This is a genomic window from uncultured Flavobacterium sp., from assembly GCF_963975515.1.
In the GTDB taxonomy this organism is placed as follows: Bacteria; Bacteroidota; Bacteroidia; order Flavobacteriales; family Flavobacteriaceae; genus Flavobacterium.
The window spans coordinates 220,988-246,794 of the sequence record NZ_CAXBGY010000002.1; the positions used below are offsets into that span (position 1 = coordinate 220,988).

Below are 25,807 nucleotides of genomic sequence, written 5' to 3' on the forward strand. Positions count from 1 at the left end.
GATGTTAATCAGGACTTAAAATTTATACTTTCATTATTTCGGCTTCTTTATTAACTAAATGCTCATCTATTTTTCTAATGTAAGCATCTGTCAATTTTTGAACTTCATCTTCAGCTGTTTTAGCAATGTCTTCAGCTAAACCATCTTTTTCTTCTTTTTTGATGTCGTTATTAGCGTCTTTACGAGCATTTCTTATTCCGATTTTTGCGTCTTCAGATTCAGCTTTAGCTTGTTTTACTAAATCTCTTCTTCGTTCTTCTGTCAAAGCTGGAATGTTGATAATGATGGTGTCACCATTGTTCATTGGGTTTAATCCTAAATTAGCAATTTGAATTGCTTTTTCAATAGGTTGCATCATGTTTTTTTCCCATGGAGTAACTGTTAATGTTCTTGCATCAGCTGCATTAACATTAGCTATTTGAGTTAATGGTGTTAGTGAACCATAATAATCCACAAAAACACCACCTAACATTTGAGGTGAAGCTTTTCCTGCTCTAATATTTAAAAATTCTTTTTCTAAATGAGCAATTGAACTATTCATAGATTCGATTGCTGTTTCTAAAATAAAGTTAATTTCTTCAGTCATTTTTATAATATTTTAGGTTATTCGATTATTTGAAGATTAGATATTTCGAACAATCGAATAATCTAACAGTCTAATAATTATTTTATATTGTTACCGTTGTTCCTATTGTTTGTCCTTCACAAATTTTTAGTAAATTTCCTTCAATGTTCATATCAAAAACTATAATAGGTAATTTGTTTTCTTGACTTAATGTAAAAGCTGTTGAATCCATTACGTTTAATCCTTTTGCAATTACATCTTCAAATGTAATAGAGTCAAATTTTATAGCATCTTTGTTTTTCTCTGGGTCAGATGTGTAAACACCATCAACACGAGTTCCTTTTAAAATTACATCAGCACCTACTTCTACACCTCTTAAAACCGCAGCAGTATCTGTTGTAAAATAAGGATTTCCTGTTCCAGCACCAAAAATTACAACTCTACCTTTTTCTAAATGTCGGGTAGCTTTTCTTTTGATGTAAGGTTCTGCAATAGCTTCAATTTTTAAAGCAGTTTGTAATCTAGTTTGCATTCCAGCCTCTTCTAGTGCACCTTGTAAGGCCATTCCGTTAATAACAGTTGCAAGCATTCCCATATAATCACCTTGAACTCTGTCCATTCCATTACTAGCACCGGCAACACCTCTAAAGATATTTCCTCCACCAATTACAATAGCAATTTCTATACCTTTTTCGTGAATTTGTTTGATTTCAGCAGCATATTCAGCTAAACGTTTTGGATCAATTCCGTAAGCTCTGTCACCCATTAAAGCTTCACCACTTAACTTTAGAAGAATTCTTTTGTATTTCATGTATGTTTGTATTTTAACGGAGACATGCTGTTGCAAGCTCGAGTCATTTATTCTGAATTTAGTTCAAAATTGTGTTGCAAATATAGTTATTATCTAATTTAAAAAAAATCTAGTTTAAAATTATAAATTCAATTCTTCAAATGAGTTTTTTGCAGCTTGATAGCCAATATCAAAAATTTTATCCATTTTTGTTTTATTAGTTTCAAAAGTGCTAAAGTTGGCTAATTCTTTAGGTTCAATTACCCAATCACACAAATTAAATTTTTGATAATTTCCTTGAGCAGATAATAAGTCAAAAGCTCTAGTGGTCACTGATTTTATAGATCTCAAATCTTTTGCTTCAATGGTTTGAATTGGACTTACATAAACACCAATAATAGAATCACACCTTCCTTGTAAAAGATCAGTTGGAAAATGATTCAGAATTCCACCATCACTATATAATTTGTCGTTTAATTCATAAGGTGAAAGCATGCCAGGAAACGAAGATGAAGCCAAAACTGCATCTGTTATTTTTGTTTCAGGTCTAAAAACTTTTAGTTTACCTTTTACTAAATCAGTAGCTGTAATGAATGTTGGAATAGCTAGCTCTCCAATTGTTGCGTCTTTAAAAATTTGATTAAAATAACTTTTAAAAGATTCAGAATCGACAATTCCAGCTTTTTTGAAAGTAAAATGCTTCCAATGAAAGAAGTAAATTGATTTAAAAAATTCTAAAATTTCTTCTGGTTTTTTGCCATAAGCATATAAAGCGGCAATAATTGCACCAGCGCTTGTTCCTGCTATGTGAGAAGGTTTAATGTTTTGCTCCTCTAGAAACTTTAAAGCACCCGCTTGAGCAATTCCTTTAGAACCACCACCAGATAATACCAAACCTATCGATTTTGAAGTAAAGTCCATTTAATTAATTTAGTATTTGTGTAACATAACTTACATTCAATTTCCAAATTTAGTGGTAATTTTGTAGAATAAATAATTTAAATTATCATGAATAAAAATATAGTAAACGCTTTAGCAAAAAGTTATACATACAATGCTTATAGAGAAATAGTTTCAAAATTAATTACAGAAGGAAAATCTACAGGTAATACTCAAACTGACGATTTATTACATTATTCAGAATTGAATGAAACTAGAATGAATCGATTGGAAAAAACCATTAAAATTACAGATGATGTTCAAACACAAATTAATCAATTAGAAACAAAAGTTACTTGGTTAGTAATTGCCGAAGGCTGGTGTGGTGATGCAGCACAGATTTTACCAATTATTTATAAAATGGCTGAATCATCAAAAAATATAGATTTAAAAATCGTACTTCGAGATGAGAATGATGATTTGATGAATGATTTTTTAACTAATGGTGGAATGGCAATTCCGAAATTAATTATTCTTGATGAGGAAAACAATGTAATTGGAGATTTTGGACCAAGACCTGAACCTGCAAGAAAACTTATTGCTGATTATAAAGCTGCAAATGGAGTAGTGGATGAACCTATAAAAGTTGAATTGCAAAAATGGTATTTACATGACAAAGGTGTTTCTACTCAAAATGAAATTATGCAATTGATGAAAAGTAAGGAATTGGTTTAAAAAGAATTTTCGGAAAAAGTTAAATCACACCAATAATTTTTAATTTATTAGAAGTCGAAATTCCACCAGGATTACAACCTAGTTCTCCTTCTGGAATTTCGATTTTTAGGTTTTCATAATAAACAATCCAAACCTGAAAATATTGATTTGAATTCGGTTCTTTGAATGTCATTGGAGTTAATTCAAAAAATGGTTTTTCATAAGCTGCTAAAAAAGCATCATAAATTAATTCAGAACAATAATAACTTCCGTTGTCATATAAATAGGCTTCATCATAAGGAACACCCATTTGAGACATTGAAAATTCAATTGCTTTTGGAATGTATTTTCGGTATTTTCTTTTTAATCTTCCTACATACATAGTGTCTGTAGTATAGGTTTTAAAAACTTCAAGTGGTGTTAATTTTACATTTTTTCCAGCAGCTTCAATCACATAAATCGAATCATTTTTAATGTGAATCATTCCTAAGTGACTAAAATCGTGACCATCAAAACCTTCTGTAACTGCATTAATAGCTTTACATAAATCACAATTCATAGATTGAAAAATGATATCGCCTTCTTTTAAGGTTGCTTTTTTTTGTCCAAATGAAACTGTGTAAATGGATAGAATTAATAGTAAAATTATCTTTTTCATTAAAAATTGATTAGCGCAATTCCAAAGCTTATGCTTCCTAAATTGCTTTTATTATGAATGTCAATTCCGTAATTAACAACTTCAATAAAATATTGATAGTCGCTGTTTTCGTAATTTAATTTTAGTCTTTTAAAATCACCTGTTAAATTTCCTCTTCCTAAAGCAAACGTTTTCCCTAAACCAATATCAATTCCTAAACGAGAATCTGAACTAATTTTAGGCATAATCCTTAAATTTGAAAAGACAGGAGACATAACTATTTTTTCGGAAATCATCATTGCAATTCCTGAATTTGCAGAAACACCTATCCATTTATTAAAATGGAAACCATAACCAAAATTAGAATTTACACCATCAGGAATAAACCAATTGTTATTGGTACTACCATCAGGGAAAACTTCACCTCTATTGTTGTTTCCTTGTAGTGGAATTGAGATTTCAAATTGTGTATAATCACCAAATGATAAGAGTTTTTCTTCTTCTTGTGAAAATCCTAAAAACGAGAAAAGTATAAATGCGAATGAAGTAAATTTCATGTAAATTAAGGTCTAATTTTTTTAACTTTTTTTATTTCTTGTGGAGAACGACTTCCGTGAAATGCTCTAAGAATTTCAATTCTATCTGATGTAATTCTATAAATTATTAAATAAGAACCCAATATGATATTTCTATAAATTTTTGTTTTAGTTTCTAAATGTCTGCATTCAGAATTTACTAAATAATTGGAATCTAAATTTCTTACAATTAATTTTAAATCTTCATAGAAATTTGTTGCTAATTTGATGCCAAAAGTTGCTTCACCATATTCATAAATATCTAAAAGATCCTTCAAATAAAAGATTGATCTTATGACTTCTTTCTTTTCAACTTCCATTCTTCGAATCTTTTGTCAAATTCTTTTTCAGTTAAAAACTCACCTTCTTCTGCTTCTTTAATCAAAGAAACAAAATCCTCTTGTGACATTGGTTTGCCTGGAGTTGCTAAATTTTTAGATTTTTTATCAGAAGTTTTCATTTCGATAGCAATAAGATTATAAGTAAAGATATTAAAATAATTAATTTAGTTTCAATAAAATAACAAATATTTACAACTTCATTTCTATGAAATCATCCGGAGTTGGTGCGTTTTCAACACTATAATCACCAATTTTTGTTCTGCGTAAAGCAGTTAAATGTCCACCAGAATTTAAAGCTAATCCAAAATCATAAGCTAGAGAACGAATGTATGTTCCTTTGCTGCATTGCACTCTGAAATCTATTTCTGGTAAAGCAAATCTTGTGATTTCAAATTCGTAAATTGTTGTTTTTCTAGATTGAATTTCGACTTCAACACCAGCTCTTGCATGTTCGTACAAACGTTTTCCGTCTTTTTTTATAGCAGAATAAACAGGAGGTTTTTGATCAATTTCGCCTAAAAATTGTTTTACAGTTTCTAAAACTAATTCTTCAGTAATTTGTTCCGTTGGAAAAGTGGCATCAATTTCAGTTTCTAAATCGTAAGAAGGAGTAGTTGCTCCAACCGTAATTGTTCCAGTATATTCTTTGGTTTGAGCCTGAATGTCAGAAATTGTTTTCGTGAATTTTCCTGTACAAATTATCAATAAACCAGTTGCTAATGGATCTAAAGTTCCGGCATGACCAATTTTGAATTTTTTAGGTAAATCGTAATGGTTTTTTAAAGCATATTTCAACTTATTAACTGCTTGAAATGATGACCATTTTAGAGGTTTATCAATCAACAAAACTTGTCCGTTTAAGATGTCTTCTTTAGTCATTAAATCACAGTTAATTTTTGAACAAAAAAGTGAATTAATAAAACCGCAATTCCGGCAACAATTCTATAATAACCAAACATTTTAAAACCATGTTTGCTCAAATAACCAATGAATGATTTTATAGCAATTAAGGCTACTAGAAAACCAACGACATTTCCGATTATTAATAAATTTATTTGATCTTGCGTTAAAACAAAACCGTCTTTGTAAAAGTCATATGATTTTTTAACTGTTGCCCCAAACATTGTAGGAATAGCTAAGAAAAATGAAAATTCTGCTGCCGTTGTTCTTGATAATTTTTGAGTCATACCACCAACAATACTTGCACCACTTCGTGAAACTCCAGGAATCATGGCTAAACATTGAAAAAGGCCAATTTTAAAAGCCGTTGGATAACTAATTTCTTCTGGAACTTCTTTTTTTGGAGTGTTTCCAAACCAATCATCCACTTTTAAAAGTAAAACTCCACCAATGACCAATGAAACGGCAACTGTAATTGGATTTTCTAAAAGTGAGTCAATAAAATCACTTAAAAGTAATCCTAAAACTACTGCTGGAATAAAAGCCACAAATAATTTAAAGTAAAAATCAACCGATTGAAAAAAGCGTTTAAAATACAAAACCACAACCGAAAGTATAGTCCCTAATTGAATTACAATAGTGAAAAGTTTGGTAAAATCGTCTTGAGCAATCCCAAAGAAAGAAGATGCGATAATCATGTGTCCTGTAGAAGAAACAGGTAGAAATTCGGTTAATCCTTCAATTATGGCAAGAATTATGGCTTGTAGTGTATTCATTTTTTTAGAAATTAGGCAATAGGCAATAGGCAATAGGCAATAGAAAACGTTCTAATTACTTATCCCTTTTCCCTAATTACTTTTTAAAAGGATTTTTCATTATCGAATAAATAGTAACGCCAAAACCAGCTAAAACTAAAGTTGGTGCTAATCTAATTCGTCTAAAGCTAAATAAAGCCTCTTCATCAAAAGTGTTTGGATCTTCAGTTCCGCCACCAATCATTAGGATAAAACCTAAAGCGATAATTCCAACTCCAATGAATAAAATTTTATAGTTTACTTTTTCAAATAAAAAAGCAGGTTTGTTGTCTTCGTTTTTCATATTCATTTTCCGTGAAAACGGAAATCTTTTTAATTAATATTTTTTTTAATCTGAAAATCCAAAATCTGAACATCTGTAATCTAATACAAATCGTCAGTTTTTAAATTTAAGAATCTTTGTGTGGCAAAATAAGTACTTATCCAAGTGATTACAATTCCGACAAGGAAAACACTTCCAATTACAATTCCTAAAGAAAGATAATCTTTTGAAATTCCTAAATCAGGTAATTTTGAATCAGCATAATATACCAATGCTAATAATCCAACAACTGCTAAAGTTGAACCAATTAATCCTAATTTAATACTTCTCCAAATAAATGGTTTTCTAATAAATGATTTTGTAGCACCAACCATTTGCATCGTTTTAATAGTAAATCGATGAGAATAAACAGATAATCTCAATGAACTGTTAATTAAAAGCATAGCTACTAAAGCTAAAACACCACTAATAATTAATATCCAAAGGCTTATTTTTTTGATATTGTCGTTAACTAAATCAACTAATTGCTTATCATAAATGATTTCAGAAACCATTTCGTTTTGCTTGATTTGCGTTTCAATTTTCTTAATGCTATCTGCCTGAACGTAATCACCTTTTAGATTAATATCAAAAGAATTTTGTAGCGGATTTACTCCTAAAAACTCCATGAAATCTTCTCCAACAATATCAACGTTGTTCTTAGCTGCACTATCTTTATGAATGTAAGCGTATTCTTTAATGAATGTTGAGTTTTTTAACTCTATATCAAAAGCACTTAACGTACTGTCTTTTGCTTCATTTTTAAAAAACACCGTCATCGGAATGTTTTCTTTAAAATCATTCGTCAATTTTTTAGAATTAATCACAAATAATCCCAATGCTCCTAATAGAAAAAGCACCAAAAATATACTTAAGATTACTGAAAAATACGATGAAATTAGTCTTCTTTTATTATACTTTTCAAATGATGAAGCCATATTGCATGTTTAATTAAGTGGTAAAAATAAAAAAGAAATTTGGTTTATACAGAATATAACAACAAAGTTTTAACTTTAGTATTATAAAATGTAAATTTGCACCTTAATTTTTAAGGACAAAATCAGTTAAAAACAACTTTTAACCTTTTAACCCTTTAAACTTTTAACCTAAGTAATGAAATACAATCCAAACGAAATCGAAGCCAATTGGCAAAAATATTGGTCAGAAAACCAAACCTTTGCTGCAACAAATCATTCAGAAAAACCTAAGTACTATGTGCTAGATATGTTTCCTTATCCATCAGGAGCAGGATTACACGTTGGTCATCCGCTAGGTTATATTGCTTCCGATATTGTAGCACGTTACAAGCGTCACAAAGGATTTAATGTATTGCATCCACAAGGTTACGATTCATTTGGTTTGCCTGCTGAACAATATGCAATTCAAACCGGACAACATCCAGATAAAACTACCAAAGAAAATATTACTCGCTATAGAGAACAATTAGATAAAATCGGATTTTCATTTGATTGGAGCAGAGAAGTTCGTACTTCAAACGCTGATTATTATAAACATACTCAATGGATTTTCATTCAATTATTCGAATCTTGGTATAATAATACTTCTAATAAAGCTGAAAGTATTTGCACTTTAATTCAAGAATTTGAAAATAACGGAAATGCCAATGTAAATGCAGTTTGTGATGATAATATTGCTTCTTTTTCGTCAAGCGAATGGAAAGCGTTTTCATCAGAGGAACAACAAAAAATACTATTAAAATATAGATTAACGTATTTAGCAGAAACGGAAGTAAACTGGTGTCCAGGATTAGGAACCGTTTTAGCCAATGATGAAATCGTAAACGGAGTTTCTGAACGTGGTGGTCACCCTGTGATTCGTAAAAAAATGACTCAATGGTCAATGCGAATTTCAGCTTACGCAGAACGTTTATTACAAGGTTTAAACGAAATCGATTGGACAGAATCGCTAAAAGAATCGCAAAGAAACTGGATCGGGAAATCAGTTGGAGCAATGGTAGATTTCAGGTTGCAGAATTCAGAAAGCAGAATTTCAGTATTTACAACTCGACCTGACACCATTTTTGGAGTTACATTTATGACTTTAGCACCAGAACATGAATTGGTTTCACAAATCACAACTCCTGAACAAAAAGAAGCTGTTGAAGCTTATGTTTATGCAACAGCAAAACGTTCTGAAAGAGAAAGAATGGCTGATGTAAAAACCATTTCTGGAGTTTTCACTGGAGCTTATGCAGAACATCCTTTTACGAAAGAACCAGTTCCAGTTTGGATTGGAGATTACGTTTTAGCAGGTTATGGAACAGGTGCAGTTATGGCAGTTCCTTGTGGTGATGAACGTGATTATGCTTTCGCAAATTTCTTCAAAGGAACTAACGGAATGCCTGAAATCAAAAACATTTTCGACCAAGATATCTCTGAAGAAGCTTTTGGAGCAAAAGAAGGGTTTAAATTAGTAGATTCTGATTTCTTAAACGGTTTAGGTTATAAAGAAGGAACAAAAAAAGCGATTGAAGCTTTAGAAAATATAAAACAAGGTAAAGGAAAAACAAATTACCGTTTGCGTGATGCTGTTTTTTCAAGACAAAGATATTGGGGAGAACCTTTTCCGGTTTATTATGTGAATGGTTTACCACAAATGATTGACAAAAAATATTTACCCATTGCTTTACCAGAAGTAGAAAAATATTTACCAACAGAAGATGGACAACCACCTTTAGGAAACGCAACAGTTTGGGCTTGGGACAGTGATCAGTGTTCAGTAGTTAGTAATCAGTTAATAGATAACGAAACTATTTTTCCTTTAGAACTGAATACAATGCCTGGTTGGGCTGGTTCATCTTGGTATTGGATGCGTTATATGGATGCACACAATGAAGAAGATTTTGCAAGCAAAGAAGCGTTAGACTATTGGCAAAATGTAGATTTATACATTGGTGGAAGCGAACACGCAACCGGACATTTATTGTATGCTCGTTTTTGGAACAAATTCTTAAAAGACAGAGGTTTTGCACCAACAGAAGAGCCATTCAAAAAATTGATAAATCAAGGAATGATTTTAGGAATGAGTGCTTTAGCTTATAGACTGACTTTTAGTTTTAATTCTATTGAAAAAATTACAGAAGACAATCCAAATTCTTCTGAATATTTCAAATCAATTTTTGTGTCTAAAAATATTTCAGATGATGAAATAAAGTCGAAATTATTAGAGTTGATTAAAAGTGATAAGGATTTTTATTTTTTAAATAATCAGCTGAAGAATAATAAAGTAGATTCTAATGTAAATATTTTTAAATACCCTATACATGTTGATTTAGCTGTTATAAACGATATTACAAACGAATTAGATATAGTAAAATTCAAAAATCATCCATTATATGTAGATTATAAAGATGCTGAATTCATTTTAGAAGATGGAAAATACATCGTTGGTCGCGAAGTAGAAAAAATGTCTAAATCAAAATACAACGTAGTAAATCCAGATGAAATTTGTAATGAATATGGAGCTGATACTTTACGTTTGTATGAAATGTTTTTGGGTCCATTAGAACAAGCAAAACCTTGGAACACTGCTGGAATTACAGGAGTTTTTGGTTTCTTAAAAAAACTATGGAGATTGTATTTTGATGATAATGGTTCAATCGTAACTAATGATGAACCAACGGCTGAAATGTACAAATCATTACATAAAACCATCAAGAAGGTTACTGAAGATATAGAGAACTTCTCTTTCAACACTTCGGTTTCCCAATTTATGATTTGTGTGAACGAGTTAGCGACTTTAAAATGCCATCATAGAGCCATTTTAGAACCATTAGCAATTGTAATGTCACCTTATGCACCACATATTGCTGAAGAATTATGGTTTAGATTACAAGATTCAAAAATTGAAGAATTGAAAGATTATAAAGGAATTTCAGAACAACCATTTCCTATATTTGATCCAAAATATTTAGTAGAATCTGAAAAAGAATATCCAGTTTCGTTTAATGGAAAAATGCGTTTCACTATGAAATTACCTTTAGATTTAACTCCAACTCAAATTGAAGAAATCGTAATGGCTGATGAGAGAACCATTGCTCAATTAGCAGGAAATACTCCTAAAAAAGTGATTATTATTCCTGGAAAAATTATAAATTTGGTTGGATAGTTTTTTGAAATACAACATTAAAATACTTAATCCCAAACGCTATTAAAAATGTTTGGGATTTTTTATGGTATTGATTAATTCTTTGGTTTTACTCGTTAAAAACAATTTTTAAACTCTAAAACCACTTTAAATTGATAAAAATTTAAATTCTATACAATAAAATCAGGTTTTTTGCTTTACTACTTATAGGCTAAATTTAAAATTGAATTCTAATTTTTAATTTCACTGAAATTTACTAATCCCAAATCTAAAAATCATGATAAAATTAACCCGAAAAACAATTCTTATACTCTTTGTTTTTTCAGTCAATTTAGGAACACTAAAAGCACAAGAAAAAAGTAAACAACTGACGAATGATTTAAGTACTTTAATTGATAGTTCAAATGATTTTAAGGAATACAAAGTTGTCAAAAAAGCAACTATTACTAATTTTCAGGCTTCGTTAAATAGTTACATTAAACAAGAGCAAAGCATTCAAATGAATCTTGAAAGTGAAATAAAAGCTAATGAAGGAATAATAAAGGCTTTGGGAAAAGAAATGAAAACAATAAAAACGACTAATGAAAAATTAATGAGTGAGAAAGCTACTATTGGTTTTTTAGGCTTTTCTGTAAGTAAATCAAATTATTCGGTTATTATGTGGACTTTATTTCTAGTAAGTTTAACTGTAGCGATACTTTTATTTATAAGTTTTAAAAAGGCTAATAAAGTCACTAAAGAATCAAAAAACACCTTAAAAGATTTAGAAGAAGAATACCAAAATTATAAAGAAACTTACGTGGAAAGAGAACAAATCTTAAGAAGACAGCTTTTTGACGAAGTAAAGAAGAATAAAGATGTTAAAAATGTATAATGAAAAAGTAAATTAATTTGGCAAAATATTTGATTAGATATTTAATTATTAATTTTTAAAACTTTATGTATGAAAAAAATTATTTTTGTTTTGTTGTTAACTTATGGTTTTCAATCATTTGCTCAGTCAGATAATGATTCAAATGAAAAAGTTGATGTTGATTTTTATTTTGGAATTGGAGTTCAAGTTCAAAGTAAGTATAATTTAAACGATAAACTGAAAGCAGCTAATTTGCCTGAATTAAAAGAAACTGTGCCTGAGTTTCAAGTTGGAATGAACATTTTTGGAGAAAAACTTTCAGGTGATGCTGAATTCGGATTCTTGTTTTCAAAAAATGACAAAGGTGCTTCAGAGAATCAAAACATTGGATTTACATCAAGATTAAGAGTGCATTACAATTTTATTAATAATGAAAAAGTTGCATTCACAGGTGGTCTAAATTTTGCTGCCACAGGTTCTGAAGTTGATATTTACAACAAGAATAATGTAATTGATTTGAATGATTTAGAGCCATTAAACAACAATGGTCATGTTTCGTTGAGAAATCAAGTGTTTTTTGCTGGACCATCTGTTTCTTTGTATTTATTTAAAAATAAATCGACTAAAATAAGAGCTAATCTAGGATATGAATTTGCTTTCACAAACGGAAAATGGAAATCAGATTTTGCATCTGTTGAAAACACAGTTAAAGAAAACGGAAATAACAGATTTGTTTTTGGAATTTCATTTTTATAATATTTCTTTCTAAACATTAAGTATGTGACCAAGATAAAACGCCAAATTGTCATTTCTAAAAATTGGAATACAATTTGATATTTAAGTTGTAACTTTAATTTTTTAAAATAAGTAAGATATGAATTTTGGATATTTAATATTAATAGGAGTGATTTCTCTTTTTAGTTGGCTAGTGAGTTCAAGACTTAAAAGCAAGTTTGAGTTTTATTCAAAAGTGCAATTAAGAAATGGAATGAGTGGTGCAGAAATTGCTGAAAAAATGTTAGCCGATAACGGTATAAGTGATGTTCGTGTTATTTCTACACCAGGAAGATTAACGGATCATTACAATCCAGTCGATAAAACAGTAAATTTGTCAGAAGCAGTTTATAATCAAAGAAATGCGGCTGCGGCTGCCGTTGCTGCTCACGAATGTGGTCATGCAGTGCAACACGCCCAAGCTTATAGTTGGTTGACTATGCGTTCTAAAATGGTTCCATTAGTCAGTATTTCTTCTAAATTATCGCAATGGGTAGTTATTGGAGGTTTAATTTTAATGGCTGTTAACAGTTTTGGAGTTTATGTGGCAACTGCGGGTTTAGTATTAATGGCTATTGCGACAGCATTTAGTTTTGTGACTCTGCCTGTAGAATATGACGCAAGTAATAGAGCACTAGCTTGGCTTAAAAATAAAAACATGTTAAGTCAACAAGAATATGCAGGTGCAGAAGATGCTTTAAAATGGGCTGCTAGAACGTATTTAGTTGCTGCTTTAGGTGCATTAGCCTCTTTGTTGTATTGGGCTTTTCAAGTTTTAGGAAGAAGAGATTAACTCTTAAAGAAATAAAAATAAAAACCGTCTTGTTTTAATTAACATGACGGTTTTTTTAATTCATAACTGTATCTGTCTCTCAATTTGTTGATCTAAGGAAATAAAGGTTTCTGTTCTAGAAACACCTTCAATAGTCTGAATTTTTTTATTTAACATTTGCATTAAATGTTCGTTATCTCTGCAAATAATTTTAATAAGAACACTCCAGTTTCCTGTGGTATAGTGACATTCTAAAACTTCTGGTATTTTTTTTAATTCTCTAACTGCGTCACCGTTATTTGCGGCTTTTTCTAGATAAATTCCAACAAAAGCAACTGTTGTATAGCCCAGAACTTTGTTGTTTACAATAAATTTTGAACCAACAATCACGTCAGCTTGTTCTAGCTTTTTTAAACGTTGATGAATGGCTGCGCCAGAAATCCCAACTTTTTTGGCTATTTGAAGAATAGGTTTTCTGGCATCTTCCATCAAGTCACGAAGGATTTCTTTGTCGATTCCGTCAATTTCAATTTGTAAGTGATTTACTTTCATAAGCTTCCAATTATAGAGTAAAAATACAGTTTTGATTGAAATAAAACTAAAAAAACCATCTAATTAAATAACTAGATGGTTTTTTTTATGAGATAAATTGTCTTTATATTTTTATGTTCAAAGGATTATAGCCTAAATAAGGAACTTCCATTTCATTGAAATTTACACCATAGCTCTCAAGTTCTTTTAAGATTGGTAAGTAAATTTCTTTAGTAATTGGCATTTGAACGCCATAGGTTGTAATCTCTTTGTTTAGAATTTTTAAAGTAGCAATTGCAACAGGCAATCCAACAGTTTTAGCCATAGAAGTATAAATTTGATCATCACCTAAACAAACCATAGTTGAGTCTATTTGATGTTTTTTACCATCTAATTCGTAGCCAAATTTATGATACATTACAATCATGTCTTTGTCTTCAGCTTGTAAAGTCCATTGTTCGGTTAATATTTTTTCTAAAATTTGAGCTGGAGTTGCGTTTTTAAGTCCAACTTTTTTGTCGCTATTAAAGATGTCTAATTCAACTAATTTATCCCAAATAATATCATCTTGTTCAATTTTTTGAATGTAACGTAGTTTAATTTCAACGGTATCTGTTGGGTGATAAGGTAAAAAAGAATTCGTAAAATCTCTATAACTCATATTTTCCGAATTTTCAATTGTATATGAATCATCAGTCATTCCAAGTTGAACCAAAACATCCCAAGCACGAGAAAAACCAACTCTTCGCATCGTTCCTCTATAAACAGTTAAAGCGTTGTCTAAGCCATAGACGCTTCTGTATTTAAGTGAATCTCTATTAGCATAGGCTTCAAATCGTCCAAAACCTTCGACTTCTAAAAACTCTGTTCTTCTAAATAATTTATTGTAAGGAATGTACTTGTAGGTGCCTTCTTGAATAAATTTTGCAACACCACCTTGTCCAGCTAAAACAACATTTCTTGGGTTCCAAGTGAATTTATAGTTCCATAAATTGGTGTCAGATTCTGGTGCGACTAATCCGCCACAAAAAGATTCAAATAAAATAATTTTTCCACCTTTTGCTCTAATTTCATCTAAAACTTTCATGGCACTCATGTGATCAATTCCAGGATCAAGCCCAATTTCGTTCATAAAAACCAAGTTGTTTTTTTTAGCTTCTTCGTCCAATTCTTGCATTGCAGGACTAATATAAGAAGCTGTTACCAAATGTTTTTTGTAAGAAATACAATCTTTGGCTATCTCAATGTGCAAATGAGCCGGCAACATAGAAATAACGATATCTGCTTTTTTAATAGCATTGTTTCTGTCAGTTTCATTAAAAATATCAATTGCAATTGGAGTTGCGTTTTTGTGATTATTGGTCTTGTTTTTAGCCAAATCAATGTTTAAATCAGCAATAGTTAAATGTAGATTTTCAGTTTCTGATTTGTCTAAAAGGTATTTTATTAAGGATGATGCCGATTTTCCAGCACCAAAAAGAAGTATGTTTCTCATTGTAGTTGTTAAATTATCACACAAAATTACGTATTTGTTATATTTTTTAAAAGAAATTTATGATTTATATCACTTATGACTTCGTTTTGATTTTATACCTTTGTAGAAACAAATTAAGATATGTCGCAAAAGATAATGCTTACGGCTTTGATCATAGGAGCTTTGGCAATAGTTTTAGGAGCATTTGGAGCTCATGGATTAAAGAAGTTTTTAGCGATAGAGCAATTAAATTCGTTTGAAGTTGGGGTTCGATATCAAATGTATCATGCGTTGTTTTTGTTATTTGTAGCGCAAACAAATTATGTTACAGATAAGCAGAAAATGGTTGTTTTTTTATTGACATTGTTTGGAATAGTGCTATTTAGTGGTTCAATTTACGTATTAGCGACTTCGACAATTACAAATATTAAAGCAAAATTTCTTGGACCTTTAACCCCATTAGGGGGTTTGTTGTTAATATCTTCATGGATTTACTTATTTTATTGCATTATTGCTAAAAAATAGTTTTAAAACACGATATATAAAATAATATTTTTAATTTTGCACTCTCAACTAGAAGCAACATAACTAAATTTTTATGAATTCAAACACTCAGTTTACGAAAACGATTTCGTTAGAAAAATACGGTATTAATAATGTAAATGAAATAGTTTATAATCCATCATACGAGCAATTGTATAATGATGAATTAGATACCAACTTAAAAGGATTTGAAAGAGGTCAATTGTCAGAACTTGGAGCGGTTAATGTAATGACTGGTGAATTTACAGGTCGTTCTCCAAAAGATAAGTATATCGTTAAGGATGATGTTACTAAAGACACAATTTGGTGGACATCTGACAAAGCAGCAAATGACAACAAAGGTATTTCTCAAGATACTTGGAATGCACTAAAAGAAAATACTGTTAAGCAATTATCTGGGAAAAAATTATATGTAGTAGATGCATTTTGTGGAGCGAATGAAAACACAAGATTAAAAGTTCGTTTCATAATGGAAGTAGCTTGGCAAGCGCATTTTGTAAAAAATATGTTTATCAGACCTACAGATGCTGAATTAGAAAATTACGGTGAACCTGATTTCGTTGTAATGAACGGTTCAAAAACTTCATTTAAAGACTATGCAGCTCACGGATTAAATTCGGAAGTATATGTAGCTTTTAATCTTACTGAAAAAATCCAATTGATAGGAGGAACTTGGTACGGTGGTGAAATGAAAAAAGGATTGTTCTCTATGATGAACTATTACTTACCATTACAAGGAATTGCTTCAATGCACTGTTCTGCAAATAAAGGTAATGATGGTGATGTAGCTGTTTTCTTTGGTTTATCTGGAACAGGAAAAACAACTTTATCAACCGATCCTAAACGTGAGTTAATTGGTGATGATGAACACGGATGGGATAGTGAAGGTGTTTTTAACTTTGAAGGGGGTTGTTATGCAAAAACAATTGATTTAAGTAAAGAAAACGAACCAGATATTTATGGTGCAATTAAAAAAGATGCATTACTAGAAAATGTAACTCTTGATGCTAATGGGAAAATTGATTTTAAAGACGGCTCTGTAACTCAAAACACAAGAGTTTCATATCCGATTAATCATATTCATAATATTGTAAAGCCGGTTTCTAAAGCTGGTCACGCAACTAAAGTGATTTTCTTAACAGCAGATGCTTTTGGAGTAATGCCTCCAGTTTCTAAATTAACACCAGAACAAACAAAATATTATTTCTTATCTGGATTTACGGCTAAGTTAGCAGGAACAGAAAGAGGAGTAACAGAACCACAGCCAACTTTTTCAGCTTGTTTTGGAAAAGCCTTCTTGTCGCTTCACCCAACAAAATATGGGGAAGAATTAGTTAAGAAAATGGAGCAAAATAATGCTACAGCTTATATGGTTAATACAGGTTGGAATGGAACAGGAAAACGTATTTCAATAAAAGATACTAGAGCAATTATTGATGCTATATTAGATGGTTCAATCGAAAAAGCAGAAACTAAAATGATTCCAATACTTAATTTTGAAGTTCCAACATCTTTAAATAATGTTGATGATTCAATTTTAGATCCAAGAGATACTTATGAAGAAACAACTGTTTGGACAAACAAAGCAACAGATTTAGCAAAACTTTTTATCGCTAATTTTGAGCAATATACAGATAACGAAGAAGGTAAAAACCTTGTAAATGCTGGTCCAAAAGTTTAGTCATTTAAAAAAATAAAATAAAAAAGCCTTTCAAATTGAAAGGCTTTTTTTATGGTGTAAAAAGGAATAATTATTTTCCTTTATTAACTTCTGTAATGTATTTTTCTAGGGCACCTGTCATAGAAGGTGTTTCAGGGGATGGAGCAAAAATATCTACACGTAACCCGGAATCAATAGCTTCTTTTTTGGTTGTTGCTCCAAAAACAGCGATACGAGTATCATTTTGTTTAAAGTCTGGAAAGTTTTTAAATAATGATTGAATCCCAATTGGACTGAAAAACGCTAAAATATCATAATAAACATCTTTCAAGTCAGATAAATCACTCATTACTGTTTTGTAAAAAACACCAAGTGTCCAATCTAGTTTCATGCTATCTAAAAATTGAGGCACATCATCATTTAAATTATCTGGTGCAGGTAATAAAAATTTTTCGTCTTTATATTTTTTAAATATTGGAGTTAAATCTGCAAAATCTTTTTGTCCAACATAAATTTTACGCTTTCTGTAAACAACATATTTCTGTAAATAAACAGCTATAGCTTCAGATTGACAAACGTATTTTAAATCTTCAGGCACTTTATAGCGCATTTCTTCAGCCATTCTGAAAAAATGATCAATTGCGTTTCTGCTTGTTAAAATAATTGCAGTAAAATTGTTTAAATCAATTTTTTGCTGTCTTACATCTTTTGCAGGCACGCCTTCAACGTGAATAAATGTTCTAAAATCTACTTTTACTTTCAACTTTTGTTGAAGGTCAAAATATGGTGAATTTTCTACTTTAGGTTCTGGTTGAGAAACTAAAATCGTTTTAACTTTTAAGTTTGACATATTCAATCTTATCTATTTTTTTGTAAACCAATGATATAGTAAATAATATGGGCCTATTTCAAGGGTGCAAAGATACAAAATAAAATAAAATATTTTGCCTAGAATTAGTTTTTGATAAGTGATAATTGATAAAAAATAAAAATAAACCATCGCAAGGCCTATGATTGCTAGGAATGTTGAGATTATTCCTACGCTTAAAAAATTATTATAATAAAGTAAAATTACAATTGGAAGGAAAATAAGCCCAATATATGTTCTGAAAGTTACTTTTTTCAAGTTAAAAACTTCTAAAAAATCTTCAATATCAAAAATTGTTGCAACTATTTTTTCAATGTAAAATTTAATTAAAATAGCAACAAATAATGTTGTGAATATCTGTATAAAAGTAATCCAATTAGCTTTAGAAGTATAATCAAAATAGCTAAGTATAATTTGAATTAGAAATGAAAAGGAAATTAATTGTACAAAAAACAACGATACAGTAAAAGTACTATATAGATTTGAAGTGTCTTTATAAGTTGAAGTATATTTTTTAGAAAAAGGCAATCTTAAAAACTCATTAAATTGAATCTCAAAGAGATACTTAATAATTGCAATAACAACGAAACAAAGCAAAAACAGGAGCGTTGCCCAGTCTTTGTTTTCAATAATTCTTTGTTGTAATTGTAATGCTATCATATTGAGTGTAAAATTACAAAATTAACTTGATTTGAATTATTATAATTTTATTAATAAATAATATATTTAAAAAGGTTTACTTTTGTAGAAATTTATAGACATAATGGACAAAAGAATTGTCATAATTCCAACATATAACGAAATAGAGAACATCGAAAGCATAATAAATGCAGTGTTTCTTCTTGAAAAAGCGTTTGATGTACTTATTGTTGATGACAATTCTCCAGATGGAACAGCAATTAAAGTTAAAGAATTGCAAACAAAATTTTCTGAAAGACTTTTTATTGAAGTAAGAGAAAAAAAATCAGGGTTAGGAACTGCCTATGTACATGGTTTTAAATGGGCATTGGCTAATAATTATGATTATGTTTTTGAAATGGATGCTGATTTTTCACATAATCCAAAGGATTTAGCGCATTTATACCAAGCCTGTGTAGACGGAGCTGACATGTCAATTGGCTCAAGATATTCGAAGGGAGTTAATGTAGTAAATTGGCCCTTGAGTAGGGTTTTACTTTCTTATTTTGCGTCAGTTTATGTGCGATTAATTACGGGCATGAAAATTGCTGATGCAACAGCTGGTTTTGTATGTTATAAAAGAAATGTTTTGGAAGTTATAAATCTAGATAGAGTACAATTTATCGGATATGCTTTTCAAATCGAAATGAAATATAGAGCTTTTGTTAAAAAATTCAATATAGTTGAAGTACCAATTATTTTTACAGACAGAACAAAAGGTCAATCAAAAATGAGCGGAAGCATTATTAAAGAAGCTGTTTTTGGAGTAATATTACTTAGAATAAAAAAAATATTTAATACATTATAATGAGTTCAATTTTAATAAAAAACGCTAAAATAGTTAACGAAGGACAGATTTTTGAAGGAGATGTTTTGGTAGAAAATGAATTTATTGTTGAAATTGCATCACAAATAAGTTCAAAATCATCAGAAACAGTCATTATTGATGCTGAAGGAAACTATTTATTACCTGGAGTTATTGATGATCAAGTTCATTTCAGAGAACCAGGATTAACACACAAAGGAAACATTGAGTCAGAAAGTAGAGCAGCAGTTGCAGGTGGAATAACATCATTCATTGAGCAACCTAATACGGTTCCAAATGCAGTTACACAAGAATTACTAGAAGACAAATATCAAATTGCAGCCAAAACATCTTATGCGAATTATTCGTTTATGATGGGTGGAACAAATGATAACTTAGAAGAAATTTTAAAGACAAATCCGGAAAATGTTGCGGGAATAAAATTGTTTTTAGGTTCTTCAACAGGAAACATGTTGGTAGATAATCCAGAAGTTTTAGAAAAAATATTTTCATCTACCAAAATGCTTATTGCAGTTCATTGTGAAGATGAAGCAACTATAAAAGCTAATACGGAAAAATATATAGCTGAATTTGGAGAAGATATTCCAATGAAATACCATCCTTTAATTCGAAGTGAAGAAGCTTGTTATTTATCTTCATCAAAAGCAATAGAACTAGCCAAAAAAACTGGGGCAAGATTACACGTTTTTCATTTGTCAACAGCAAAAGAAATGAGCCTATTTACTAATAAAATTCCATTGGAAGAAAAAATGATTACTGCTGAAGTTTGTTTACATCATTTGTGGTTTACAGATGAAGATTATGAAACAAAAGGTTCATTAATTAAATGGAATCCAGCGGTTAAAACACAGAAAGATAAAGACGCGTTGTGGGAAGCTCTTTTAGATGATAGAATAGATGTAATTGCAACCGATCATGCTCCTCATACTTTAGAAGAAAAACAAAACTCATATTTAAAAGCTCCTTCTGGCGGACCATTAGTGCAGCATGCTTTAGTAGCCATGTTTGAAAAGCATTTAAAAGGTTTTATTTCTATAGAAAAGATAGTTGAAAAAATGTGTCATAATCCAGCTAAAATTTTTAAAATTAGAAATAGAGGTTTTATTAAAGAAGGATATTTTGCTGATTTAACTATTGTTAATTCTCACGCTCCTTGGAACGTACAAAAAGAAAATATTTTAGCTAAATGTGGTTGGTCGCCTTTTGAAGGTACAAATTTTAAATCACGTGTAATGCATACATTGGTTAATGGTAAAATAGTTTATTCAAACGGAAAAGTTGTAAAAGGAAACCACGGTCAACGTTTACTTTTTGACAGAAAATAATTTACAATGAAAAAATTACTATTCATATTCATCTCAGCTTTATTGTTCTCTTGTAATGACAAACCTGTGTCTAAACCCGATAATTTATTGAGTAAGGAAACAATGGAAGACATTATTTATGAACTTGCAATTTTACAGGCTGCTGAAACTTATAAGCCACAAACACTTAGTGATAGTAATATAAAAATTAAGCAATATGTTTATAAAAAGTACAATTTAGATAGTACAACTTATTTTCAGAATTATAAATATTATGCTTCAGACATTAAGGTTTTTAAAAAAATATATAAACAAGTAAATGAGCGTATTCTAAATCAAAAAAACGAAATTGATACGTTGTTAAAATCAAAAAAAATTGAAGTTCCAGAGGACGTGCCTATTTATACGCCTCAGGTAAGATAGTTAAGTAAGAAGTCATGTTTTTAAAAGTATAATTTAATTCAGCTTTAACTTTAGAATTGTCATATATATCTACAGAATGCGAAGATTTGGCAGTGGCTCTTGTAAAACTTCTACTTTTTCCAATAATTTTAGACAACAACCAATCCAATCGCCAAGCGATACTTGTTAAAGTTTTATTTGCGTAAATTGATGGGCGTTTCACTTTTAAACCATCAGCAATTGTAAAAAGGACAGAGTCTAAAGTTGGATTTTCTGCTACTAAAGTATACTGTTGACCATTTATATTTTTATGCATTAAAAGAATCATACAGTTTACAACATCTTCTACTGCAATAATTCCAGTTCTACCTTTAGTATAAAATGAAAGCCCTTTTTTTAAGGATTTAAAAATCACGCTACTTCCTTGTTCTGGGAAACCAAATCCAAAAATAACACCTGGATTTACAATTACAACTTCCAGACCTTCTTGAAAACCTCTCCAAACTTCCATTTCGGCACCATATTTTGAAATGGCATAATCACCATGTAATTTTTCAGGATTCCATTCTGTTTCTTCGGTGATATTTGTTTCTTCATCTTTAGTGTCACCTAAAGCAGCAATTGAACTGACATGACAAAGTTTTTTTACCCCAAAATCAATGCAGCAATTCACAATATTAGCTGTTCCTTCAATATTAACTTTTCGTAGTTTTTCTTCATCTTTTGGATCAAATGAAATCAGAGCAGCACAATGATAAACAGTAGTTACATTTTCAAAAGCTATATTTAATGAAGGAATATCAGTTATGTCAGCTTCAATCCAATTAATTTTATCAAATAATGTAAGCTGTTTTTTATAAGCAAAAACATTTTTGACTTTTTCAATGTGTTTTGAGTTTCGATACAAAGCTTTTACACTATTATTTTCTTCTAATAAAGAAATCAATAAATGCGAACCTACTAAACCTGTTGCTCCTGTAACTAATATCATATTGTAAAGATAATTAGATTCTTTTAATTTAAGAATATTTTTTGAAATAACACAAAATTTGGAATTTGGAATTTGAAGTTTGGTTTTTAAAATTGATATATTTGCACAAATTAACATTAACCCTATTTCAGTAAAAATCGAGAGATGCTGAAATAAATTCAGCATAAAATGAAAAATTTAGTAGAAGAATTACAATGGAGAGGCTTGGTGCACGATATGATGCCAGGAACAGAAGAGCAATTATTAAAAGAAGCTACTACAGTTTATATAGGATTTGATCCAACTTCAGACTCATTACACATTGGAAGTTTAGTTCCGATTATTTTGTTGAAACATTTACGCAATTTTGGACATAGACCAATTGCGTTAGTTGGTGGCGCAACAGGAATGATTGGTGATCCATCAGGAAAATCAGATGAAAGAAATTTGTTAGATGAAGAAACATTAAATTTCAATGTAAATGGCATTAAAAATGTGCTTTCTAACTTTTTAGATTTTGAGGCAACCGATGCGAATGCTCCAATTTTAGTCAACAATTACGATTGGATGAAAGATTTCTCATTCATCAATTTTGCTCGTGATGTTGGTAAAAGAATCACCGTAAATTACATGATGGCAAAAGATTCTGTAAAGAAACGTTTGTCTGGTGATGAAGGTGGAGAAGGAATGAGTTTCACAGAATTTACATACCAATTAATTCAAGGATACGATTTTTACCATTTAAATAAAGAATACAACTGTTTGTTACAAATGGGTGGAAGCGACCAATGGGGAAATATTACAACTGGAACAGAATTAGTTCGTAGAATGAACGTTGATAACGATGAAAGGTCTAAAGCTTTCGCAATGACTTGTCCGTTAATTACAAAGGCTGATGGTTCAAAATTTGGAAAATCTGAAGGTGGAAATGTTTGGTTAACTGCTGATAAAACTTCTCCTTACAAATTCTACCAATTTTGGTTGAATACTTCAGATGTTGATGCTGAAAAATACATTAAGATTTTCACATTTTTAGATAAAGAAACTATTGATGCAATAATTGCTGAACATAATGAAGCTCCACACTTAAGAGTGTTACAAAAACGTTTGGCAGAAGAATTAATGTTATTAGTACATTCAAAAGAAGATTTAGATAGTGCCATTTTTGCTTCCGGAGCTTTCTTTAGTAAAGATATGTCTGATTTAAAAACATTAAACGAGAATCAATTATCTGAAATTTTTGAAGGAATTCCTTTAGCTGAAATAACTTTGGAAGATGTAAATGCTTCCATAAACATTGTTGATTTATTAAATGAAAAAACAGGATTTTTAGCTTCAAACGGTGAAGCAAGAAGAGCGTTGAAAGAAAACTCAATTTCGGTAAATAAAGAAAAAGTCACAGAAGAATTCAATTTGACTTCTAATGATTTAGTAAGTAACAAATTTGTTTTATTACAAAGAGGAAAGAAAAATTATTTTGTGGTTAAAGTGGTTTAATTGATTCAACAAATAAACAATTCAACAGTTAAACTACTAAAAGGTTACAACCACGAATATCAGAATTATCAAAACGTCCCAGCACTTCGAAAGAATGGTTGGGATATTTTTTGCCTAAATCTTGTGTGGCAATAAACGAGCAAGAATTGATGTTGGCCAAATCAATAACATTAATTCCACCGGTTTTACCTTCGTTTACATAAGATAAAGCGTCTTCTGTTTCTCTAATTAAGATTTGCATCCAATTCGGACATTCAAAGATTCCGTTTCCTAGTGAATAAGCTTGAGATAATAATTCCGTCATTCCATATTCAGAATGAATTACAGGAACACCAAAGCCTTGGCAAAGAACATCGTGTAATTCTTCACGAATCATTTCTTTTCTTTTGCCTTTCATGCCACCAGTTTCCATGATGATAGTATTTTTCAATTGAAATTGATGCATTTCAATCAAATCTAATAAAGCATAAGTCACACCAATTAAAATCACATTTTGTCCTGAATTATCTAACTCAATTAACTTCGCGATAAGCTCATCATAATTGTTTAAATAAAAACCACTGTCTTCATGATGACTGCTTTGAATCAAATCATCAACCATGTGAATTAAAGAAGAACCTTCACGTTCTAAATAAGATGGAAGTAAAGCCAAAACACAATAATCTTCAATATTGCCATAAAATTCAGAAAACGCATTTCTATAGCTTTCTTCGTATAAAGTAATATCTGTGACTAAATGTTTGCTGGTTTGCATTCCGGTTGTTCCACTGCTAGTAAAAGTTGCCTGAATAGCTTCAGTAGAACTTAATACGTCATGGCTTTTAAAAAATTGAATAGGTAAAAATGGAATTTCAGTTAAAGATTTTACATTTTCTTTGTTTTTTTTCAAAAGCGTACAAAATTCTTGATATACCAAATTATTATCAAATTGAAATCGGAAAACCTTTAGAGCGATTTTCTCAAATTCCTTTTTGGATGCAATAGTAAATATATCAGTTTTGGAAATCAATTTTTAGTTTTTATAATGCAAATATAAGCAACCCTTTCAGAGTTTAAAACTCTGAAAGGGTTTTTGTTAATTTAGTTTTAGTAAAATAAAAAAGCACCAACGTTATGTTGATGCTTTCTTTATATAAATTGAAGTATGAATTATCTAACTACTAATTTTCTAGTAGCAGTTTTTCCGTCTTCAGTAACTTTAACGATATAAACACCAGCGTTTAAGCTAGAAACGTTTACAGTATTGTTAGTTACTTTTGTGTTGATAACTTGTTTTCCAACGATATCAAAGATAGCAACGTTCATGTCTAAATTTGCAGCAGAAGAAATGTTTAATACACTTCCAGTAACTGGATTTGGATACATTGATAAACCAGCTATTGCGTCAAAAGATTTTGTTGATAAAGTATAACTCCCTAATCCAACAATAGTTTGTAACTGTGCAGCAGAATTACATGTTCCAGTTCCGTCTAAACCATCAACAGCAGCAAATGTCCAATTTGCTTCAACAAATGCACCATCAGGACCAGTTCCGTTGTTTCTTTTTGCATAAGTATCTAACCATTCCCATGATGTACCAGTTCCGTCTACATCAGAAACACCAAATTGGTCAATAACTGCAGTTGTCGCAGTATTGATTATTCTAATTCTATCGTCTCCATTTAAATTTAAAACACCACCTTCAATAGAATTTGCTGCTACAACTGAAGGAAATTCTGGAGTTGCGAATACTAAACTACCAGTATTTAATACATAAACAAATACATTTGTTCTTGTACCTAATGGTGATAAATCTAAATTAGACCCCCAAGTAGTACCTGCGTTAGTTTGATTTTGTATTGTAAATTGAGTAAAGTCAACAGTTCCTTTTGCGAAAATTTCACACATTTTTGGAGTTCCTCCTGTACATGGACCATCAATAACTGCAGTTAATACTGGTTGAGCAAAACCAATTGCAGAACCTAATAATAAAGATAAAAAGTAAAGTTTTTTCATTTTTTTTGATTTTAAATTATAGGACAAAAGTAATGG

General features: G+C 30.3%; 29 protein-coding genes. 11 read left to right on the plus strand and 18 right to left on the minus strand.

Annotated elements, in window-relative coordinates:
* Positions 1–22: 22 nt before the first annotated feature.
* The 3 genes from frr to AAC008_RS03420 all read right to left on the minus strand — a co-directional run bounded on the left by frr (position 23) and on the right by AAC008_RS03420 (position 2,276).
* Positions 23–586, minus strand: coding sequence for a ribosome recycling factor (gene frr / locus AAC008_RS03410; RefSeq protein WP_339887422.1), 564 nt, complete (start codon positions 584–586; stop codon positions 23–25).
* Between the two features lie 82 nt (positions 587–668).
* Positions 669–1,376: a UMP kinase gene (gene pyrH, locus AAC008_RS03415; RefSeq protein WP_339887423.1), complete on the minus strand. Its 708-nt coding sequence runs from the start codon at positions 1,374–1,376 to the stop codon at positions 669–671.
* 120 nt (positions 1,377–1,496) lie between these two features.
* The gene (locus AAC008_RS03420; protein WP_339887425.1) at positions 1,497–2,276 is read right to left on the minus strand and encodes a patatin-like phospholipase family protein; all 780 of its coding nucleotides are present in this window, start codon (positions 2,274–2,276) and stop codon (positions 1,497–1,499) included.
* Between the two features lie 87 nt (positions 2,277–2,363).
* Between AAC008_RS03420 and AAC008_RS03425 the strand changes: the two genes are divergently transcribed.
* A complete protein-coding gene (locus AAC008_RS03425; RefSeq protein WP_339887426.1) occupies positions 2,364–2,969 on the plus strand; it encodes a thioredoxin family protein in 606 nt (201 codons plus the stop codon).
* A gap of 19 nt (positions 2,970–2,988) precedes the next feature.
* Here AAC008_RS03425 and AAC008_RS03430 read toward each other — a convergent pair whose 3' ends face one another.
* The 8 genes from AAC008_RS03430 to AAC008_RS03465 all read right to left on the minus strand — a co-directional run bounded on the left by AAC008_RS03430 (position 2,989) and on the right by AAC008_RS03465 (position 7,455).
* Positions 2,989–3,606, minus strand: a complete 618-nt coding sequence (locus AAC008_RS03430; protein ID WP_339887427.1) for a YiiX/YebB-like N1pC/P60 family cysteine hydrolase — start codon at positions 3,604–3,606, stop codon at positions 2,989–2,991.
* Positions 3,606–4,142: a hypothetical protein gene (locus AAC008_RS03435; protein WP_339887428.1), complete on the minus strand. Its 537-nt coding sequence runs from the start codon at positions 4,140–4,142 to the stop codon at positions 3,606–3,608. Before AAC008_RS03435 ends, AAC008_RS03430 begins: the two co-directional genes overlap by 1 nt.
* Before the next feature lie 5 nt (positions 4,143–4,147).
* Positions 4,148–4,480: a type II toxin-antitoxin system RelE/ParE family toxin gene (locus tag AAC008_RS03440; RefSeq protein ID WP_339887429.1), complete on the minus strand. Its 333-nt coding sequence runs from the start codon at positions 4,478–4,480 to the stop codon at positions 4,148–4,150.
* A complete protein-coding gene (locus AAC008_RS03445; RefSeq protein ID WP_339887430.1) occupies positions 4,453–4,620 on the minus strand; it encodes a hypothetical protein in 168 nt (55 codons plus the stop codon). The genes AAC008_RS03440 and AAC008_RS03445 overlap by 28 nt, the downstream gene beginning before the upstream one ends.
* A 70-nt stretch (positions 4,621–4,690) precedes the next feature.
* Positions 4,691–5,380 carry a tRNA pseudouridine(55) synthase TruB gene (gene truB, locus AAC008_RS03450; protein WP_339887432.1) on the minus strand — a complete coding sequence of 230 codons (690 nt, stop codon included), beginning with the start codon at positions 5,378–5,380 and terminating at the stop codon, positions 4,691–4,693.
* Positions 5,380–6,177 (minus strand): undecaprenyl-diphosphate phosphatase, encoded by a 798-nt coding sequence (locus AAC008_RS03455; RefSeq protein WP_339887433.1) that lies wholly within the window; start codon positions 6,175–6,177, stop codon positions 5,380–5,382. Before AAC008_RS03455 ends, truB begins: the two co-directional genes overlap by 1 nt.
* A 76-nt stretch (positions 6,178–6,253) precedes the next feature.
* Positions 6,254–6,499, minus strand: a complete 246-nt coding sequence (locus tag AAC008_RS03460; RefSeq protein ID WP_339887435.1) for a DUF3098 domain-containing protein — start codon at positions 6,497–6,499, stop codon at positions 6,254–6,256.
* Positions 6,500–6,579: 80 nt separating this feature from the next.
* On the minus strand, positions 6,580–7,455 hold the full coding sequence (locus AAC008_RS03465) for a permease-like cell division protein FtsX (protein WP_339887436.1): 876 nt from the start codon (positions 7,453–7,455) through the stop codon (positions 6,580–6,582).
* Between the two features lie 175 nt (positions 7,456–7,630).
* Between AAC008_RS03465 and AAC008_RS03470 the strand changes: the two genes are divergently transcribed.
* From AAC008_RS03470 to AAC008_RS03485, 4 genes are all read left to right on the plus strand, one after another.
* Positions 7,631–10,645 (plus strand): class I tRNA ligase family protein, encoded by a 3,015-nt coding sequence (locus tag AAC008_RS03470; protein WP_339887437.1) that lies wholly within the window; start codon positions 7,631–7,633, stop codon positions 10,643–10,645.
* A gap of 256 nt (positions 10,646–10,901) precedes the next feature.
* On the plus strand, positions 10,902–11,498 hold the full coding sequence (locus AAC008_RS03475; protein WP_339887438.1) for a hypothetical protein: 597 nt from the start codon (positions 10,902–10,904) through the stop codon (positions 11,496–11,498).
* 69 nt (positions 11,499–11,567) lie between these two features.
* Positions 11,568–12,233: a hypothetical protein gene (locus tag AAC008_RS03480; protein ID WP_339887439.1), complete on the plus strand. Its 666-nt coding sequence runs from the start codon at positions 11,568–11,570 to the stop codon at positions 12,231–12,233.
* A 118-nt stretch (positions 12,234–12,351) separates the two neighbouring features.
* Positions 12,352–13,044 carry a zinc metallopeptidase gene (locus AAC008_RS03485; protein ID WP_339887440.1) on the plus strand — a complete coding sequence of 231 codons (693 nt, stop codon included), beginning with the start codon at positions 12,352–12,354 and terminating at the stop codon, positions 13,042–13,044.
* Positions 13,045–13,104: 60 nt separating this feature from the next.
* Here the strand turns inward: AAC008_RS03485 and AAC008_RS03490 are convergent, their stop codons facing one another.
* The gene (locus AAC008_RS03490; RefSeq protein ID WP_339887441.1) at positions 13,105–13,575 is read right to left on the minus strand and encodes an Lrp/AsnC ligand binding domain-containing protein; all 471 of its coding nucleotides are present in this window, start codon (positions 13,573–13,575) and stop codon (positions 13,105–13,107) included.
* 103 nt (positions 13,576–13,678) lie between these two features.
* Positions 13,679–15,049: a saccharopine dehydrogenase C-terminal domain-containing protein gene (locus AAC008_RS03495; RefSeq protein WP_339887442.1), complete on the minus strand. Its 1,371-nt coding sequence runs from the start codon at positions 15,047–15,049 to the stop codon at positions 13,679–13,681.
* A 120-nt stretch (positions 15,050–15,169) separates the two neighbouring features.
* Here AAC008_RS03495 and AAC008_RS03500 point away from each other — a divergent pair, with 120 nt between their 5' ends.
* Together AAC008_RS03500 and pckA are read left to right on the plus strand one after the other, a co-directional pair.
* The gene (locus AAC008_RS03500) at positions 15,170–15,553 is read left to right on the plus strand and encodes a DUF423 domain-containing protein (protein WP_339887443.1); all 384 of its coding nucleotides are present in this window, start codon (positions 15,170–15,172) and stop codon (positions 15,551–15,553) included.
* 73 nt (positions 15,554–15,626) lie between these two features.
* Positions 15,627–17,252 (plus strand): phosphoenolpyruvate carboxykinase (ATP), encoded by a 1,626-nt coding sequence (gene pckA, locus AAC008_RS03505; protein WP_339887444.1) that lies wholly within the window; start codon positions 15,627–15,629, stop codon positions 17,250–17,252.
* A 70-nt stretch (positions 17,253–17,322) separates the two neighbouring features.
* Here the strand turns inward: pckA and AAC008_RS03510 are convergent, their stop codons facing one another.
* Together AAC008_RS03510 and AAC008_RS03515 are read right to left on the minus strand one after the other, a co-directional pair.
* Positions 17,323–18,081 (minus strand): uroporphyrinogen-III synthase, encoded by a 759-nt coding sequence (locus AAC008_RS03510; protein ID WP_339887445.1) that lies wholly within the window; start codon positions 18,079–18,081, stop codon positions 17,323–17,325.
* Between the two features lie 12 nt (positions 18,082–18,093).
* Positions 18,094–18,759 (minus strand): DUF4271 domain-containing protein, encoded by a 666-nt coding sequence (locus AAC008_RS03515; protein WP_339887446.1) that lies wholly within the window; start codon positions 18,757–18,759, stop codon positions 18,094–18,096.
* A gap of 103 nt (positions 18,760–18,862) precedes the next feature.
* Here AAC008_RS03515 and AAC008_RS03520 point away from each other — a divergent pair, with 103 nt between their 5' ends.
* Genes AAC008_RS03520 through AAC008_RS03530 form a run of 3 tightly spaced genes read left to right on the plus strand, consistent with a single transcriptional unit; the run spans position 18,863 to position 21,330 of the window.
* Positions 18,863–19,585, plus strand: a complete 723-nt coding sequence (locus tag AAC008_RS03520) for a polyprenol monophosphomannose synthase (RefSeq protein ID WP_339887447.1) — start codon at positions 18,863–18,865, stop codon at positions 19,583–19,585.
* Positions 19,585–20,928, plus strand: a complete 1,344-nt coding sequence (locus AAC008_RS03525; protein ID WP_339887448.1) for a dihydroorotase — start codon at positions 19,585–19,587, stop codon at positions 20,926–20,928. Before AAC008_RS03520 ends, AAC008_RS03525 begins: the two co-directional genes overlap by 1 nt.
* A gap of 6 nt (positions 20,929–20,934) precedes the next feature.
* Positions 20,935–21,330 (plus strand): DUF4296 domain-containing protein, encoded by a 396-nt coding sequence (locus AAC008_RS03530; protein ID WP_339887450.1) that lies wholly within the window; start codon positions 20,935–20,937, stop codon positions 21,328–21,330.
* Here the strand turns inward: AAC008_RS03530 and AAC008_RS03535 are convergent.
* Entirely contained in the window at positions 21,305–22,300 is a 996-nt protein-coding gene (locus tag AAC008_RS03535) for an NAD-dependent epimerase/dehydratase family protein (RefSeq protein ID WP_339887452.1), read from the minus strand. The two genes, AAC008_RS03530 and AAC008_RS03535, sit on opposite strands and share 26 nt — an antisense overlap.
* Before the next feature lie 168 nt (positions 22,301–22,468).
* Here AAC008_RS03535 and tyrS point away from each other — a divergent pair, with 168 nt between their 5' ends.
* The gene (tyrS, locus tag AAC008_RS03540) at positions 22,469–23,776 is read left to right on the plus strand and encodes a tyrosine--tRNA ligase (RefSeq protein WP_339887453.1); all 1,308 of its coding nucleotides are present in this window, start codon (positions 22,469–22,471) and stop codon (positions 23,774–23,776) included.
* A 28-nt stretch (positions 23,777–23,804) separates the two neighbouring features.
* Here tyrS and AAC008_RS03545 read toward each other — a convergent pair whose 3' ends face one another.
* Both AAC008_RS03545 and AAC008_RS03550 read right to left on the minus strand, forming a co-directional pair.
* Positions 23,805–24,785: an acyl transferase gene (locus AAC008_RS03545; RefSeq protein WP_339887454.1), complete on the minus strand. Its 981-nt coding sequence runs from the start codon at positions 24,783–24,785 to the stop codon at positions 23,805–23,807.
* Positions 24,786–24,925: 140 nt separating this feature from the next.
* Complete coding sequence (locus AAC008_RS03550) at positions 24,926–25,771, minus strand: T9SS type A sorting domain-containing protein (protein ID WP_339887456.1); 846 nt, start codon at positions 25,769–25,771, stop codon at positions 24,926–24,928.
* Between the last annotated feature and the right edge of the window lie 36 nt (positions 25,772–25,807).